The 16,722-nt window shown below is 71.3% G+C and carries 14 protein-coding genes; 2 read left to right on the top strand and 12 right to left on the bottom strand.

Features of this window, described 5'->3' with window-relative positions; translation table 11 throughout:
• Positions 1–11: 11 nt before the first annotated feature.
• The 4 genes from TNCT6_RS05950 to TNCT6_RS05965 form a co-directional block, all read right to left on the bottom strand.
• Entirely contained in the window at positions 12–2,888 is a 2,877-nt protein-coding gene (locus TNCT6_RS05950; protein WP_141357296.1) for a stealth conserved region 3 domain-containing protein, read from the bottom strand.
• Entirely contained in the window at positions 2,888–3,859 is a 972-nt protein-coding gene (locus TNCT6_RS05955; protein ID WP_141357298.1) for a hypothetical protein, read from the bottom strand. The genes TNCT6_RS05950 and TNCT6_RS05955 overlap by 1 nt, the downstream gene beginning before the upstream one ends.
• Positions 3,856–5,517 carry a stealth family protein gene (locus TNCT6_RS05960; protein WP_253266387.1) on the bottom strand — a complete coding sequence of 554 codons (1,662 nt, stop codon included), beginning with the start codon at positions 5,515–5,517 and terminating at the stop codon, positions 3,856–3,858. Before TNCT6_RS05960 ends, TNCT6_RS05955 begins: the two co-directional genes overlap by 4 nt.
• Positions 5,518–5,894: 377 nt before the next feature.
• Positions 5,895–6,935, bottom strand: a complete 1,041-nt coding sequence (locus TNCT6_RS05965; protein ID WP_253266035.1) for a hypothetical protein — start codon at positions 6,933–6,935, stop codon at positions 5,895–5,897.
• Between the two features lie 340 nt (positions 6,936–7,275).
• Between TNCT6_RS05965 and TNCT6_RS05970 the strand changes: the two genes are divergently transcribed.
• The gene (locus TNCT6_RS05970) at positions 7,276–8,355 is read left to right on the top strand and encodes an LCP family protein (protein WP_141357302.1); all 1,080 of its coding nucleotides are present in this window, start codon (positions 7,276–7,278) and stop codon (positions 8,353–8,355) included.
• Between the two features lie 134 nt (positions 8,356–8,489).
• Entirely contained in the window at positions 8,490–8,891 is a 402-nt protein-coding gene (locus TNCT6_RS05975) for an NYN domain-containing protein (RefSeq protein ID WP_141357304.1), read from the top strand.
• Between the two features lie 42 nt (positions 8,892–8,933).
• Here TNCT6_RS05975 and TNCT6_RS05980 read toward each other — a convergent pair whose 3' ends face one another.
• The 8 genes from TNCT6_RS05980 to TNCT6_RS06015 form a co-directional block, all read right to left on the bottom strand.
• The gene (locus tag TNCT6_RS05980; RefSeq protein WP_172632813.1) at positions 8,934–9,662 is read right to left on the bottom strand and encodes a sulfite exporter TauE/SafE family protein; all 729 of its coding nucleotides are present in this window, start codon (positions 9,660–9,662) and stop codon (positions 8,934–8,936) included.
• 123 nt (positions 9,663–9,785) lie between these two features.
• A complete protein-coding gene (locus TNCT6_RS05985; protein ID WP_141357308.1) occupies positions 9,786–10,544 on the bottom strand; it encodes a GntR family transcriptional regulator in 759 nt (252 codons plus the stop codon).
• Between the two features lie 110 nt (positions 10,545–10,654).
• The gene (gene deoC, locus TNCT6_RS05990) at positions 10,655–11,368 is read right to left on the bottom strand and encodes a deoxyribose-phosphate aldolase (protein ID WP_141357310.1); all 714 of its coding nucleotides are present in this window, start codon (positions 11,366–11,368) and stop codon (positions 10,655–10,657) included.
• Between the two features lie 116 nt (positions 11,369–11,484).
• The gene (gene rbsD / locus TNCT6_RS05995) at positions 11,485–11,940 is read right to left on the bottom strand and encodes a D-ribose pyranase (protein WP_141357312.1); all 456 of its coding nucleotides are present in this window, start codon (positions 11,938–11,940) and stop codon (positions 11,485–11,487) included.
• 45 nt (positions 11,941–11,985) lie between these two features.
• The gene (locus TNCT6_RS06000; RefSeq protein ID WP_141357314.1) at positions 11,986–13,551 is read right to left on the bottom strand and encodes a sugar ABC transporter ATP-binding protein; all 1,566 of its coding nucleotides are present in this window, start codon (positions 13,549–13,551) and stop codon (positions 11,986–11,988) included.
• Positions 13,551–14,582, bottom strand: coding sequence for a substrate-binding domain-containing protein (locus TNCT6_RS06005; protein ID WP_141357316.1), 1,032 nt, complete (start codon positions 14,580–14,582; stop codon positions 13,551–13,553). The genes TNCT6_RS06000 and TNCT6_RS06005 overlap by 1 nt, the downstream gene beginning before the upstream one ends.
• Before the next feature lie 62 nt (positions 14,583–14,644).
• Entirely contained in the window at positions 14,645–15,682 is a 1,038-nt protein-coding gene (locus TNCT6_RS06010) for an ABC transporter permease (RefSeq protein ID WP_141357318.1), read from the bottom strand.
• On the bottom strand, positions 15,679–16,596 hold the full coding sequence (locus TNCT6_RS06015) for a ribokinase (RefSeq protein WP_141357320.1): 918 nt from the start codon (positions 16,594–16,596) through the stop codon (positions 15,679–15,681). Before TNCT6_RS06015 ends, TNCT6_RS06010 begins: the two co-directional genes overlap by 4 nt.
• Positions 16,597–16,722: the final 126 nt, after the last annotated feature.

The following is a 16,722-nucleotide window of genomic DNA, read 5'->3' on the forward strand; positions in this document are numbered from 1 at the left end:
GCTGCCGGAGGTCACAGCGGCCAGTCCGGCAGGCGGCCCTCGTGGGCGAGCTGGTTGCGCTGCGATCCGGTCTCGAACTGGCTCGGCACCGGGAAGTAGCTGGGCAGGAACGCGGCGAGGACGGCGTCCTGCTCGTCCTCGGGCACGTCGCCGTCGTGGTAGTCGTTCAGGCAGAACACGTCGTGCGGGCGGACGTTGAGGATCCGGTTCAGCCGGGGGGCGTGCTCGCTCAGGCCGACGTTGACGAAACCGCACGAGATGCTGCCGGGGACGCTGCGCAGTGTGTGGAACCCGTAGTAGTGGTGCAGCGAGGACGCCACGGACACGTCGCTGTGGCTGCGCAGCCGGTTGGCTGCGGTGGTCGCCACCGCCTCCTGGTAGTGCTCCTCGATGTCGGCCAGGACGCTGCGGCGCAGCGGGTGCGGCGCGTGCAGGAACGAGTGCACCAGCGTCTGCCCGAAGGACTCCTCGACAAGCGCGCGGTTGTTCTTCGCGGCGCTGATGTTGAACTCGTCCTCGTAGGAGGGCGGGGCCATCGGGACGGAGGTGGGCGACATGAAGTGCTTCGCCTGCCCGTTGCCGTGGAAGAACGTGCCGGGCTGGAGGGTCCGCCCGACGAACACGTCGTCGTTGAAGTAGAGGAAGTGCTCGGCCAGGCCCTCGATGTGGTGCAACTGGCTCTCGATGGCATGGGAGTTGTACGTGGGCAGCGCGCCGCGCCCGGCGAAGATCTCGGTGTGGTCCACGACGCGCACACGCGGGTGCGAGAGGTCGAGCCAGGACGGTACCTGCTGGTCGGTGACGAGGTAGATGTTCCGGATCCAGGGCGCGTACATGTCGATGGAGCGCAGGGAGTAGCGCAGTTCGTCCCGGTCCCGGAACCGGGCCGCGCTCGTGGCCGCGTCCTCGGTCTCCATGCCCATGGCGGCCAGGACGGCGTTCTTGCGCTCCAGCCACGAGACGTCGGCGCCGTTCACCCAGGTGTAGACGGCGTCCACGGGGAAGTCGACGTCTCCGTGCAGCACGTGCTGGAAGGCGTCGATCGTCGGGTAGTGGCGGTTGCCGAGAGTGATCGGGCGCCGGCGCAGGGCGCTGTTCGGCACCCGGTCTCCGATGAGCGTGCGCGCGGGAGCCTTCAGGTGCGCCCCGGACTCGTCGTCGGGGTCGGTGTCCCAGAAGGACACGGTGCAGCCGTAGACGGCGCCGAGCCGCAGGATGCGCGAGTGGGAGACCACGTTCTGGTACACCCGAACACCGGACGAGGGGGTGTCGGCGTACGGCGCGACGAGACCGGCGAGGACGGTGGCGACCGTCTTCTGCCCCTCGTTGAGCACGGCGGCGTACACGGCTTCCTTGGCGTACCGTTCGGCGAGGGCCTTGAACACCGCCTCGCGGTGCACGGCGTGCACCGCGACGGTGTGCCGTACGAGGTGGTCGCGTACGACGAAGTAGGGGATGTCGGCCTCTTCGAGCGCGTCGGCCACCAGGGCCAGGTTCTGCTGGACGACGTCCCACGGGGACTGCCACTCCATCAGGCGGCAGACCTGGCCGCCGTCCTGCACCAGGCCGCGCCGCTTGAGCAGGCGTCCTTCCAGCGCGCGCTGGTCGGAGGTGCGCACGGTGGTGGCCGGAGTGGCGGCCGCCGCGGGCACGATGCCGTCGGACCCGCTGCGGAAGGCGTGCAGGGCCTCGCGTTCGGCCTTGAGGACCGCGCGGGCGCCGCTGTCCCGCTGGGCCACGAGTTCGTGGAGGACGCGCTCCCAGTGGGCGGTGACCACGGTGGGCGAGAAGCGGTTGACGGACGCCAGGGCCGCGGCGCCCATCCGCTGCCGCAGCTCGGAGTTCTGGATGAGCAGCATCAGCGCGGAGGCGAGGGCGTCGGTGTCGCCGGGCGGGACGAGGACGCCGGTCTGCCCGTCGATGACCACCTCGCGCGGGCCGTTGGGCGCGTCGTAGGAGACCACCGGGACACCGGCCGCATGCGCCTCCGCGAGGACCAGGCCGAACGCCTCGTTGCGGGAGGTGAGTGCCGCGATGCTGGCCTTGGCCCACTCCTCCGCCAGATGGGGGGAGTTGCCGTTGAGCTGCACGCAGTCGTGCAGTCCGAGCATCTCGATCTGGCGGCGCAGGGCACCGCTGAGCGGCCCGTCGCCGAAGATCCGCAGCTGCCAGTCCGGGTACGCCTGCGCGACGGTCGCCCAGGCCGTGACGGCGTGGTCGATCTGCTTCTCCGCCACGAGCCGGCCGGCGATCACCACCGTCCGGGTCTTCAGCGTCGAACGGGGCCGGAAGCCGCTGGGCAGGGCGTTGGGCACGACCTCCAGGCGGGGAGCGGCGTCGCCCAGGGTCTCGGCGAACCAGTCCCGGGTGCGCTCGCTCAGCACCGCCAACGCGTCCAACCGGGAGGCGTAGCGGCGCAGCGGCTCGCCGCTGGTGCCGCGCAGTTCGGAGACGCGGTGCTCCTGGTGGACGGTGACGACGTGGGCGGGGACGAGGTGGACGGCCAGCGCCATCAGCGCGGGCGTGGTGGTGACCAGGACGTCCGTGTCGGTGTCCTGGAGCGCGAGTTCGAGTTCCAGGTCCGACAGCCGGTTGAACGCCGACTCCCAGGAAGGGTCGACGATCCGGCTGGGCTGAGCGGCCAGTCCGGCCCACACCGAGTCGTCCACCGAGGTCCGGCGCACCGGGCGGGGCGGGCGGGAGGTGAGGTCGACCAGGTAGTCGACACGGACCCGCTCGTCGGGCGTGAAGAACTGCTCGCGCCTGCTCCTGAAGACGCTGAGCACCCGCACCTCGTGCCGGGCGGCGAGCTCGGAGGCCTGGTTGAACACGGCCCGTTCGGTGCCGCCGACGGCGTCGGCCGTGGTCAGCAGAAACGTGATCTTCATCAGTCGGTCCGGCCCGCCTCGGGCATGCGCGTGCAGGTGACCCGGAAGTTACCGGCGGGGGTGTAGCGCGGCTGGACGATCAGCGGCGCCTGGCCGGGCGGTGTGATGGCGAGGCTGCGCATGGCGAAGACGCGCAGCGGGTTGCGTACGTCGTGCAGCCTGCGTCCCAGCCGCATCGAGCGTCCGTCGCGGTCGCGCAGGACGACGTCCCAGTGGTCGGGGCGGCTGCCGCGGGGCGGCATCTCCCCCAGCGGGACGGTGACGCGGAAGCCGTCGGGGCCGAGCGCGGTGACCGCCTGCTCGATCCGGCGGCCGGAGGCGACGAAGTCCACCCAGGGCGCTTCGACCCGGGTGCCCAGGACGCGGAAGTCGACGGTGACCCCGGCGTGCGTCAGGTGCACCTTGGCCACTTCCACGGCGGGCCGGGCAGCGGTGCTGACCACCCGTGCGCTGCCGCGGAAGGAGCGGCCGAGCCGGTGGCGTTCGCCGGTGACCGGCGAGGCCGTCATCGGCTTGGTGGGTCCTTCGTAGGGCACGGGCGGCTGAAGCAGCAGCAGCGGGAGCGTGCGCGAGCGGCGGCCGGTGTGCACCCGCAGCCTCAGCCGCCAGCGTCCGGTGCCGACGGGCACACCGCCGACGTCGGCGCCCAGCAGGACCGCGGCGTCGACCAGGATCTCGCCGGCCGGGCCCTCGTGGAGACGGGCCTCGCCAGGATAACGGCGGCGCCCGCGCTGCAGGACGACCTCCGCCCGCTCGGGCAGGCCCGCGCGGGCGGGCAACTCGGCGTGCAGGTTCACCGTCTGGCCGTCGAGGATCGCGGCGTAGCGCAGTTGGGCGGCGCGCCTGCTGCGCAGCGGGACGAGGACACCCAGCAGCCGGTTGCGCAGGGCGACGGCTCCGGCGCGCAGGCGGCGGCGCGGGCGACCGGCCCCGCCGGCGGTCGTGGCGGGGCGCTTGGATCGGGAGGTCATGAGCCCGCGTACCCCAGTTCTGCCGCAGGGGCCGGCCTGCGCGGCGCCACGGCGCCGGAGGCTGTCTCGAAGGGACTGGCTACTGGGAAGTAGTTTTCCAGGAAGGTGGCGACCATGCGGGACTGGGCCTCGGGGTCGGCGGCGGTGATGGTGTCGTTCATGCAGAAGGTGTCGAAGTTGCGGCGGGCCAGAAGGGTGTCGAGCCGGCGCTGGGCCAGCCCGTCCGCCAGGTCGATGTAGACGTAGCGGATGTCACCGACCGTGGCGCGTGCCGAGTGGTAGGCGTAGTAGTGGTGCAGGGAAGAGGCGATCGGTACGTCGCTGGGCGAGCGGAAGCGGGAGTGCTGGGTCACCCGGTGCGCCTGGTTGTAGACCTGTTCGATCTCGGCCAGCACACTGCGCCGCAGCGCGTGCGGCGTGTGCTTCATCTTCTGGGAGATGACGGTGCCGAAGTACTGGGCGATCAGGCCGCGGCTGTTCTTGCCCGCCGCGTTGACGGGCAGGTCCTCCGCGCTGGTCCGCCCGGACGGGATCAGGGCCTTGGACTGGAAGAACTTGGTCAGCCCATTGGCGTGGAAGAAGTGGCCCGGATGCACGGGCCGCCCGAAGAAGACGTCGTCGTTCAGGTACAGGAAGTGCTCCGAGAGCTCGGGTATGTGGTGCAACTGGCTCTCGATCGCGTGGGAGTTGAACGTCGGCAGCGCACTGGGGTCGGAGAAGATCTCGCGGTGGTCCACCACGCGGATCCCGGGGAAGTCCGTGTTCAGCCACGACGGCACCTGGCCGGCCGTGACCAGGAAGATGTTGCGCACCCAGGGCGCGTACTGGTGGATCGAGCGCAGCGAGTACCTCAGCTCGTCCCGGCTGGTGTAGCGGGCGTCGTTGGCCGCCTGCTCGTGCAGAGCGCCCTCCCGGGCGGAGGTGAGCTGCCCGCGGGCCGCGTCGCGGCGGGCCCGCCAGACCGTGTCCGAGTCGTCCACCCAGGTGTAGACGACGTCGATCGGGAAGAGGTGGTCGTCCGGCAGCGCGGCCACGAACTCGGGCAGGGTGCGCGCCCGGCCGGTGGTGTAGGGGCCGGGCACCGCGCTGAAACGCTTCTGCTCCGCCCAGCAGCGGCCCGCGTCCAGCGGGACCTCGGTCGCCACCTTGTTGGGCCGCGGCGCGACGAGCAGGCCGTCCCGCTCGGTCCAGAACTCGATGTCGCAGCCGTACTCGCCGCCGAACACCAGGCGCGCGCTGGGGTCGCAGACGACCCACGTCACCCGCAGCACGTCCTGCCCGCGCAGCGCCCGCCAGCTTCCCGGCGCGGACCCGGGACGCAACTGCGCCGGGGAGGTCCCGATGTATCCGGGGTGCTCCACGAAGGCGAGCTGGAGCAGTTCCTCGAAGTCGGCCCGCCGCCGGGCGGGAACGGCCACGCACGGCACCACGGACGACTTCGCGCCGCGGACGCAGAAGTAGTCGATCCCGGCTTCCTCCAGCAGGGAGACCACGATGTGGAGGTTGCGCGCACGGGCGGCCCACGCGGTGGCGCCGGGCACCTCCACCGCGCGCAGGTGCTTTCCGGCTTCCCGTACGACGCGCAGAGGACCGTCGGACGTGCGCTTGCCGCCTCGGCCCTGACCGCCCATCGCCCGCACCATGACGGCGGAGCGCATGGCGTCGGCGGAGGCGAGCGAACGTTTCACCGACGTGCGCAGTGGGCCCGGTATCCGGCGCCGGGCCCCCACGGGAACCAACGACCGATACGCCGACACGAGCGCACTCGCCTCGGGATTGTTGAGGCTCACCCGACTTCCGCACCCACCCAGCTCGAGGCCGGCACAGAATGCCCGGCGCACGTCCCCCGCCCTGCCCGCGGCCTCCACCTCATGTCGACCAGCGGTACACCTGAGGCTTACCGATCGGACAGAATGTTTACATCTGCTTCTCAGACTGTCCAGAAGTAATCGGTTTCTGCGAACCGTCTGTCATAAAGGCCACATCTGTACAACCTTTTTGCGGAACGCCTGCTCAACGGCCTCCGGACGGTATGTCAGACCCGCACCCAGTCCATGAGCACCAGGCCCGGTTCGGGTGCCTGCCGGGCGAGACGGAGCGCGCCGTCCGGGCCGAAGGCCGCCACCACCACCCGGCCGTGCCCGTCGTGCGCCAGGGCCGGCGCGCCGGCGGCGTTCCCGCCGGCGTCGGTCCACCACATGCCCGACGACTCGGCCTCCGTGCCGCACACGCCGAACAGGATTCCGCCGGCCGCGCCACGATGGGCGATCACCGTGCAGTCGTATCCGTCGACAGTGGTGCGCAGCACCGCGTTGGCGCCGTCCGAGGGAGTGCCGCCCAGCGTGATGAGCCAGGAGCCGCGGCGGTGAGAGAGCAAGCCGTATCCGGACGCGTCCGTCCAGAAGCAGGTGAGCCGTCCTGGAGCGGTCTCCACGGCGGTGACGGATCCGGGGAGCGGGCCCGGCCGCATGTCGTGGGAGCGCTGCGGCACGGCGCCGGGCTCCGGCTGGATCCAGTGCGCGAGCGCGTCGGCGGTGGGCGCGAACACCTCGACATGGCCGGTGGACGTGACCGCGGTGGCCAGTCCGTCCCGCAGGTCCGAGCCCCGGAGGTCGGTCCAGGGCTCCCAGCCGCCGCCCTTGCCCTCCCGGCGCATCATCAGCCCGCCGCCCGCGTTGCGCACGAAGACATGCACGGTGCCCATGGCGTCCACGGCACCCGCGGGCGCCCCGAGCCGGGCCGCCCTGTCCGGCTCGCGGTGCGGATTGCCCACGGAGCGCCATTCGGTGACGGGACGCCCGCTCTGGTACTGGATCGCGTGCACCACGTCGACGCGCACCGCGCCGTCGGCGCCGCGCCGTTCCCGGCGGCCGAGGAAGTGGACGTAGGTGTCGGCCCCCTGGGCGACGGTGAGATGCGTGAGGCCGGCGACCGGAAACAGGTCGGGTCCCGACCAGTCCGGGCCGCCCGGCCGGGTCTCGGTCCAGCGCAGCAGTCCGTCCGGGCAGCGGGCGTAGGCGGTGAGCCGTCCGTCCTCGCCCCGCACGAGCCAGCTTCCCTCAACGGCACCGGTCACGACGGGAGATGACGCGGCCTCGGCGGACGGAGCGGAACGACGCCCCTGCGCCACCCGCGCCGGCCGGCCTCGCATCGCCATGACGGACCCCCTGGAAGAACCCGCCCGAATTCGACGCGGGGACATGAAACTCTCACATCACATGAACAATACATACGCGTTTCCGGCGTGAATCGGTCCCGGAACGCGGCGCCGCGACCCCGGTCGGCAGTCACTTCAACACCCGTCGGCACGGTGTGTGATGTATGCCACTGCCGTACAACGCCCCCCATGGGTCACGGGTCTGTCCGATAGCCCGAGCGCTCCCTGCCCGGGCACGAGGAGACGAGGACAGCGCGCCATGACAACCCCAGCCGTCGAGAGCCCCCGCAGCCCGCACCGGCCCGACCAGGACGGGACTCCCCGTCGCCGGCGTCGCACCGGCCGGTGGATCCTGCTCTCCATGGCCGTGCTGGTCGCGGCCGGGGCGGGGACGGTGTACTGGCTGTACAGCGGCCTGAACGGCAACATCAAGGGCGTCGACATCGAAAACGCCATCGGCGACGACCGGCCCGAGAAGCTGCCCACCTCCGGGCAGAACATCCTGATCCTCGGCTCCGACTCCCGCGCCGGCGACAACGCCGCGCTCAACACCGGCAAGGTGGCCGGCGCGCGCTCCGACACCGCGCTGATGATGCACATACCCGAGGGCCGCACCGAGGCCGTCGCCATCAGCATTCCGCGCGACACCCTGGTGACCCGGCCCGAGTGCACGAAGTCCGACGGCACCACGGTGGCGTCGGCGAAGCGCGTGATGTTCAACTCCATCTACGGACAGGTCGGCCCGGCCTGTGTGGTGAAGACCGTGGAGCAGATGTCCGGCATCCGCATGGACCACTACATGGAGATCGACTTCGCCGGCTTCCAGGGGCTGGTGGACGCGATAGGCGGGGTCACCGTCACCGTGGACCAGGACATCCACGACAAGTCCAGCGGCCTGGACCTCACCGCCGGCACCCACCGCCTGGACGGCACCCGGGCCCTGCAGTTCGTCCGCACCCGGCACGGCATCGGCGACGGCAGCGACCTCGGACGCATCAGCCTCCAGCAGCAGTTCATGCTGGCCCTGCTGAGCGAGATCAAGAAGCAGGACCTCCTGGGCAGCCCCACCAAGACGTACAAGATCGCCGACAAGCTCACCGCGGCCCTCACCACCGACTCCGATCTCGCCTCTCTCACCAAGCTGGCGGAGTTCGGGCGCAGCCTGAACGGGGTCGACCCCTCCAGCATGGAGACGATCATGCTGCCGGTGATGTACGACAAGATCGACCCCAACCGCGTCGTGGCCGCGGAGCCCCAGGCGACGGAGCTGTGGAAGGCGCTCCGCAACGACTCCACCATCCCGGAGTCCGCCAAGAAGTCCCCGGCGACGGGCGGTTGATCCGTCCAGCGAGGCCGCACGCATCCACGGGCCGGCCTCCGCCGGTCGGGACGGGCCGGGCGAGAAGCCCACGGGCCCACGACGTCACGGACACTGGTACCGCGTCTGATCCCGACCGGAAGGACCGACCCAGGATGCCGACCCTGCTGATCGTCGACGGGGCCAACGTCGTCGGCTCCGTCCCGGACGGGTGGTGGCGCGACCGGCGGGCCGCCGCCGAACGCCTGCGCGACCGGCTCACCGGGTACGTCGAGGAAGGCGTTCCCGGCGTGCCCGGTCCGCTGGACATCGTCCTGGTCCTGGAGGGCGCCGCGCGAGGCGTACCGTCCGTACCCGGCGTACGGGTCGAGGAAGCCCCCGGCAACGGCGACGACCACATCGTCCGACTGGCCGCCGCCACGGCGGACCGGTCCCGCGTGGTCGTCACCGCGGACCGCGAACTCCGCCGCAGAGTGACCGCGACGGGCGCCACCACGGTGGGTCCCCGCGCGGTGTACGGCCCCGGCGACCAGGACACCTCCGGTCGGGAGCGTTGACCGCCGGTCAGGGCAGGGCCTGAATCCCGGTGCCGCGGCGGGTCAGTTCAGCGTGGCCTGGTACAGGGCCACACAGGCGCTGGCCACCAGGACGCCCAGAACGATCCGTTTGAAGCGGGTGGGATCCGTGCGGGCGAAGAGGCGGTCTCCCAGCCACCAGCCCACCAGCAGGCCGGGAAGCCCCGCACCGGTCAGCAGGAGGCCGTCCGTGGTCAGCCGGCCGACGGCGAGGAATCCGGCGAGGGCCAGGGCGTCCTGGACGCAGAACGTGGCCTGGAGGGTCGCCCGGAACTCCCGGGGCGCCAGGCCCATGGCCTGGAAGGTGGCGACCAGCGGCGGCCCGTTCATACCGGTCGCGGTCAGCAGCGCCCCGCTGGCGAAACCCGAGGCGATGGTGGGGCCCGTACCGCGGCGGAAGGTCAGGCCGCGGCCGATCAGGACGGCGAACACCAGCACCACACAGGCGATGAGGGCCGACAGCGAGCGGGCCCCGAGCACCGTCACCGCGAGCAGCCCGAGCGGCATGCCCACCAGTCCCGCCGCGCTCACCAGGCCCGCGGTGCGCACACTGACGTGCTCTCTCTGATGGACGCAGACCGCCAGCGAGAGCACCCCGCCCAGCGCAGTGACCACGACGATGGCGTTCTGCGGGCTGGTCAGCAGGGTCAGCAGCGGCACCGCCACCAGCGCGAACCCGAAGCCGCTCAGCGCCTGCGCGAACGACGCCAGCGTGGTGACCAGTGCCACCTCGGCGATCAGGGTCGTCGTCACCCGCTCCCCCTCCGGCCGCTGCCGCCGGGGTGGCCCGTCCGTCCCCGTACCTGCCCGAACCCTACCGAGCAGGAGAGCGCCGGCCGCCCGGGGGGTGCTCGCCGAACGGCCCCGGCGCCGTCGTCATCTGCGCAGCAGCAGCGAGGTGACCCTCAGCCGGCCGCTGTGGATCCAGACGTCCGAGTACTCCACCGGACGGTCGTCGGCGAGGTAGGTGACCTGCTGGAGGTACTGCACGGGGGCGCCCTCGGGCAGTGCCAGGGCATCGGCGACATCGGCGGTGGCGGCCTCCGCGCTGAAGGTCCGGCGGGCCGTGGCGATCTTCAGCCCGTAGGTGCCCTCCAGGACCCCGAAGAGACTGGAGGTGGTGAAGTCCACCTCTTCGATGCCGGGCGCGACGTCCGTGCGCACGAAGTTGAACAGCAGCGCGACCGGCCCCTCGCCGGTGCTGCGCACCCGCACCAGGCGCAGGACGCGGGTACCGGGGGCGACGTCCAGCAGGGCCGCGACGGGCCGGGGCGGAATGATCAGCGAGCACTCCCGCACCGACGTGGTGGTGACGACTCCCTGGCTGGCGAAGTCCTCGGACAGGGTGCTCAGCTTCTGGGCGATCGCCGGTTCGATCGTCGTCGAGGTGACGAACGTGCCCCGCCCGCGCACCTGCCGCAGCAGGCCCTCCTCGATGAGCGTGGTCAGGGCGCGCCGCAGGGTGCCGCGGCTGACGCCGAACTCCTGAGCCAGTTCCGGCTCGCTCTTGAGGCGGTAGTGCGCCGGCCACTCGCCGCTGGCGATACGCAGTCGGATGTGTTCCGAGATCTGGACGTGGATCGCCGTGGGGACGTCACGCTTGATGCCCGGAAGCCCCCCTTTGTCGGCCGTCACAGTCGTCGCATCTCCTTCTCCGGTCTCACCGGAGGACGGGCGTCGCTCCGGAAAATGGGGAGCCGCACCCCGGCCGCGGGGTGCGGGCGGGGTGCGGCGGCAGCGGCCGGTCAGTAGCTGACGGTCGACTCGTCACCGGTGTCCGTGACGATCGCCAGACCGGCGCTGGTCCCGAGCAGCGAGGCACCCGCGCGCAGGAGTTCCAGGCCCTGCCGGTAGGTCTTGATGGACCCGGACGCCTTCACCTGAACCCCGTTCCGCGCCCGGTCAACAAGGTAGCGAACGCTCGCCGGGTTCGCAGTCTCGATCTGTCCGCTGCTGGCGTTCTTCAGGAAGGCGGCACCCGCCTCCATGGCGAGCTCGACGGCGGTCTCCTTCTCGTCGTCGGTGAGCAGCGGCAGTTCCAGCATGACCTTGACGGGCAGGCCCGAGGCCCGGACCACGCCCGCGATGTCCTCGCGGAAGTCGTCGTAGCGGCCGCTCTTGAGCCAGCCGACCTGGACGCCGATGTCGAGCTGGGTCGCGCCGAGCCGGGCTATCTCCGCGGCCTCGGCGGCCTTGCCCGCGCTGGTCATGACGCCGACGGTCGGGAAGTCCAGGGCGGAGGCGACCCCGACCCCGGTGCCGCGCAGCTCGGCCACCACGACGGGAAGCCAGGAGGCGGGAACCATCGCGGCGTTGAAACCGTGGGTGACCGCCTCCTGGGCGTGGGCGACCATCTCGTCGCGGGTCGCGTCCGGATCGATCTTGGTGTGCTGGATGTAGGGGGCCAACTCGGCGGGGGTGAGGTCGAGTTCGGCAGAGGTGACGGTCGTGGTGGACACGGAGTGATCTCCCTGTGTGGAGGGCGGTGGGGCTCCCGGCGATACGGCCGCCGGGTGCGTTCGACGGACGGGCCGTCGCGGAAAACAGGAGCCGGGACGTGGGGTCCGGCGGCGGCTCAGAGCTTGGAGGCGTAGTGGTCCGGGACGACGACGCCCTCGCCGCCGAACCACCGGGGGGCGTCGACGCCGCAGAACAGGCCGATGTTGCCCCAGGGTTCGAAAGCTCCGGTGCGGACGACGACCTTGGCCTGCCGGGCCAGTTCGCCGAGTACCTCCGCGTGCGGACGGGTGGTGAACTCGGCGCCGGAGAAGCGTTCGCGAAGCCACGCGTCGAGCCGGGGGTTGTGGGTGGGGACGTCCCCGGCGCGGACCACGCCCTCGACGACCAGTTCGTCGGCGATCAGCCCGAGCACCGTCCGCAGATCCGGGAGGTTCTCGGCGAGGGCGAGATCGACGCGGCGCGCGTCCCGGGGGATGGGGAAGCCGGCGTCCACGACCAGCAGCAGGTCGGTGTGGCCGAGCGTGGCCAGGGCCCCGCTCAGTTCGGCGTTGAGGATGCCGGAGCGTTTCACGGTGGGTTCCTTTCGATGGGGTCTTCGCAGGTCGGGCTGTGGGTCTCAGGCCGCCGCCGGCACCGCTCCGGTCGCGAGGGCCATGATGGATTCCTCGGTCGCCTCCGCGGTGTCGACGCAGCTCACCAGCCGGCCCTCGCTCATCACGGCGATCCGGTCGGTCAGGGTCAGCAGTTCGGGCAGGTCCGAGGAGGAGCAGAGGATCGCCAGGCCCTGCCGGGCGAGGGCGAACAGCTGCTCGTAGATCTCGGCCTTCGCCCCGATGTCCACACCGCGCGTGGGCTCGTCGAGGATCAGCACACCGGGGTTGATCGCCAGCCAGCGTCCGAGGACGGCCTTCTGCTGGTTGCCGCCGGACAGGCTGGTGATGGGCTGGCTCATGGTGGCGGTCTTGACCCGCAGCCGCTTCGCCTGGTCGGCGGACTGCGCGTCGAAGGCACGGCGGCGGACGATCCCGAGCCGGCTGAACGTCCTCGTGGTGAGCGCGCCGATGTTCTCGCCGACGCTCATGGTGGTCAGCAGCCCCTGGGCGCGTCGCTCGCCGGGCACGAACGCGAGCCGCCGTTCGACACTGGCGATCGGGTTGCGCCGTTCGTAGGGCCTGCCCAGCAGTTCCACGGTGCCGCCGGTCCCGCGGTCCCCGCCGAAGAGGTGGTGCAGCATCTCCACCCGGCCGGAGTCCGGCAGTCCGGCCACGCCCAGGATCTCGCCGGGGCGCAGGTCGAAGGAGACACCGCTGTGCCGGTGTCCGCTCAACTCCCTTACCTTCAGCACGGGTTCGCCGCTGGGCTCGGTGCCGCGCTCCGAACGGCGGGTGAACTGGCCCAGTTCACGACCGACCATGGCGGCGACGGCCTCGTCGGGGCTGGTCTCCGCGCTCCGCCAGGAGGCGACGTGGGTGCCGTCGCGCAGCACCTGGATGTGGTCGGCCAGGCGGAACACCTCGGGCATGCGGTGCGAGACGTAGAGCATGGTCGTCCCGGCCGCCTTGAGCTTGTCCATCAGGGCGAACAGCCGGTCGGCCTCGGCCGGGGTGAGCATGGCGGTGGGTTCGTCCAGGATCAGCACGCGGCAGCCCCGGGCGATGGACCGGGCGACCACGATGAGTTGCTGGGTGGCCAGGTCCAGGGTCCGCACGGAGGCGTTCGGGTCCAGGCGGAGGTCGAGTTCGGCGAGGAGTTCGGTGGTGCGCTCCAGCATGCGGCGCCGGGAGGGGAACCAGCGGTTGCCCGGCTCGACCCCGCTCAGCACGTTCTCCGCCACACTGCGGTCGGGCAGCAGGGACAGCTCCTGGGGGACGATCGCGACGCCGTGCCGGCCGAGCATCGTGCTCGGGTCGAAGGACGTGACCTCCTCGCCGAAGACGGTGACGCCGCCGTCGCTGGGCGGCTGGAGGCCGGCCAGGATCTTGAGCAGGGTCGACTTGCCGGCCCCGTTCTCCCCCAGCAGGGCGGTGACCTCGCCCGCGGGGACGTCGAAGGAGACGTCGCTGAGGGCGCGTACCGGGCCGAAGTTCCGGGACAGGCCCCGGATCCGGACGGCCGGGGCGGCGGCGGGCGGGGTGCCGGGAGGTGCCGAGCCGCCCGTGGCGGCGTCGCGGGCGGCGGCCATCAGTCCTCCACCGTCGCGGCGTCGAGGTTCTTGCGAGTGATGAACTGCGCGCCGGTGTCCACACCGGTGATCTCGGTGCCCTTGGTGAGGAAGTCGTACAGCACCTTGACCGCCTGGTAGCCCTGCTCGGACGGGTTCTGGCTGATGGTGAAGTCCAGGACCCCGCGGTCGATGTACTCGGCGGTCTGGGTGAGCAGGTCGAAACCGCCCATCGTGATGGCGTCGGCGCGTCCGGACTGGGCCACCCACTTGGCGGCGGCCGTGGTCGAGCAGCAGTCGAGCCCGGCGACGGCCACGACACCGGACTGACCGGACATGGTGGACTCGACCGTGTTGTAGGCGGCGTTGGGTTCGTTGCCGACGTTCACCGGCCCGACGACCTTCAGATCGCTGCCCGCCAGCCCTTCCTTGAAGCCGTTGAACCGGTCGTGCGACCAGCCGGCGCCGGTGTCCACGGAGAACACGACGACGGACTTGCCCTTGCCGGTGCCCTTCAGGTCCTTGAGCATCTGTTCGGCCTCGGCCTTGCCGGAGGCCTTGAGGTCCTGGCCGACGAAGCCCATCTGCTGGGAGTCGGGGTTGTCGGTGTTGAACGAGATGATCGGGATGCCCGCCTTGTAGGCCTGGCTGATGACCGGCTTCAGCGCGTCGCTGGAGGCGGAGGAGACGGCGAGCCCGTCCACGGCCTTCTGCTGGATGAGCGTCTGGAGCTCGGAGACCTGCTTGGCGGCGTCGCCGCCGGTCGGGCCGATGAGGGAGACCTCGGCCCCCAGCTCCTTGCCGGCCCGCTTCATGCCACTGCCGATCGGTGTCGCGAAGGCGAGGGACGGGTCGTGGTAGCTCAGCTTGATGCGCATCGGCTTGTCGTCGTCGATCCGCTGCTGGATGTACGAGGCGAGCTTGAAGGAGCCGTCGCCGGAACCGGAGCCGGCGGCGTCGCCGGCGGTGACGGCGCCGCACGCGGTGAGGGTGAGAGCCGCGGCGGCGGCCGTCGCGGCGACGAGGGATCTGAGGAGGGTGCGCGGGGACATCGTGACTCCCTTGTCGTGTCCGTGGGTCTGTGCGTCTGCGTGAGGTGGGAAGCGGACGGCGGTCAGGCGCGGGTCTTGCGCTTGCGCTGCCAGGTGTCGGCCGCGACGGCGGCGACGATGACGAGGCCGGTGACGACGGTCTGCCAGAAGGAGGAGATCCCCTTGATGTTGAGGATGTTCTGGAGCAGGCCGATGAAGGCGACGCCGATGACGGTGCCCCACATGGTGCCGGAGCCGCCGAAGAGGGCCGCGCCACCGATGATGACGGCGGAGATGACGGTGAGTTCCAGCCCCTGGCCGGTCACACCCTGCACGTAGGAGAGGAAGGACAGGCCGAGTACGCCGGCGAGGCCGGCGGTGAAGCCGGACAGGACGAAGGCGGTGAGCTTGACCCGCTTGACGTTGACGCCGACGAGGCGGGCGGCCTCCTGGTTGCCCCCGACCGCGTAGGTGTTGAAGCCGAAGCGGGAGCGGGACAGCAGCACCACGCCGAGGGCGGCGACGGCGGCGAAGAGGACGAACTGCATCGGGATCACCCCGAAGAGCCGTCCCTGGCCGAGGAGGTTGAACTCCGCGACCCCGGGCTGGGAGGAACTCAGGGAGATCGGGGCCCCGTCGGAGATGAGCAGGGCGACGCCGCGGAAGACGCTGAGCGTGCCCAGGGTGACGATGAAGGAGGGCACACCGAGCACCACCACGGCCAGCCCGTTGAGCAGTCCGGCCAGGACGCCCACGGCCAGTCCGACGAGCATCGCCGCGGGCCAGTTCCAGCCGTCCGAGATGAGCAGTCCGGTGGAGATCGCGGAGAGGGCGTAGGTGGAGCCGACCGAGAGGTCGATCTCGCCGTTGAGGATGACGAACGTCGCCCCGACGGCCATGATGCCGATCTGCGCGATCTGCTGACCGACCGAGAGCAGGTTGTCGGACTGGGCGAAGGTCGGCGAGAGCACGGTGCCCAGCAGGAAGAGCAGGACGAGCGCGGCGAAGACGCCGGCCTCGCGTGCGTGCAGCAGCCTGCGCAGCGCGAGCGGGAGCTGTCGTGCCGGTCCGGTGGCCGACGGCGCCGCGGCGGTCGGGGGTTTCGAGGTCGTCGAGGTCACGGGGTTCTTCCAATCCGGGCGTTCAGCTGGTCTCGGGTGGGCAGGGCGGGGACGACGCCCGCGATCGTCACGGTGTGGGCGCCCGCGGCTGCGGCGAACCCGGCCGCCCTCTCGAGGGGCTGCCCCTCGGCGAGGGCGACGGCGAGGGCCGCGGTGAAGGAGTCGCCGGCGCCTGTGGTGTCGACGACGGTGGGGGCCGGGTGCGGTGGCACCGCGGTCACGCCGGAGGCCTGGGCGATCAGGGCGCCCTCGCCACCCCGGGTGAGGACCGCGGCGCCCCCGGTGCGCTCCCGCAGGGCGCGAACCAGTTCCCCGTCACCGAGCCCGTGGCCCTCGTCGAGGCCGAGGAGTACGGGGGCTTCCGTCTGGTTCGGCGTGATCACGTCGATGAGGGGCCAGCACGCGTCGGGAAGCGGTCGGGCGGGCGCGGGGTTGAGCAGGGTCGGCGTGCCGGTCTCGCGACCCAGGCGGAGCGCGGTGACCACGGCCTCCTCGGGGATCTCCATCGACACGACCAGGATGTCGGCGGAGGCGATCTCGGCGCGGAAGGGTGCGACGGCGGCGGCGTCCAGTTCGTCCAGGGCGCCCGGGGCGATGGCGATGCGGTTCTCACCGGACGGTTCGACCAGGATGAAGCCGACCATCGTGGGGGCCTGGGCGGTCAGCACATGTGCGGCGCCGACACCCTCACGCTGCCACAACGCACGTGCGGAGCGGCCGAAGTCGTCGTCGCCCACGGCGGTCAGCAGCGAGACCTCGGCACCCAGCCGGGCGGCGGCGATGGCCTGGTTGCTGCCCTTGCCGCCAGGGCCGGGATCGAACACCCCGCCCGAGACGGTCTCACCCGCCGCGGGGGCCTTGGGGACCCGCATGGTGAGGCCGGCTCCATAACTTCCGACAACCGCGATCTTCATGGGCGCACCGCTTTGTGTATGGACAACCATGGACAAGCGAGATCGTAGGTACAGGGATGTCCATAGTCAATGGTGGTCGGGAAGATGAACTCCGGATGGTGTCGCGCGTACAAGGAACGGGCCCGG

The sequence above is a fragment of the Streptomyces sp. 6-11-2 genome (genome assembly GCF_006540305.1).
In the GTDB taxonomy this organism is placed as follows: Bacteria; Actinomycetota; Actinomycetes; order Streptomycetales; family Streptomycetaceae; genus Streptomyces.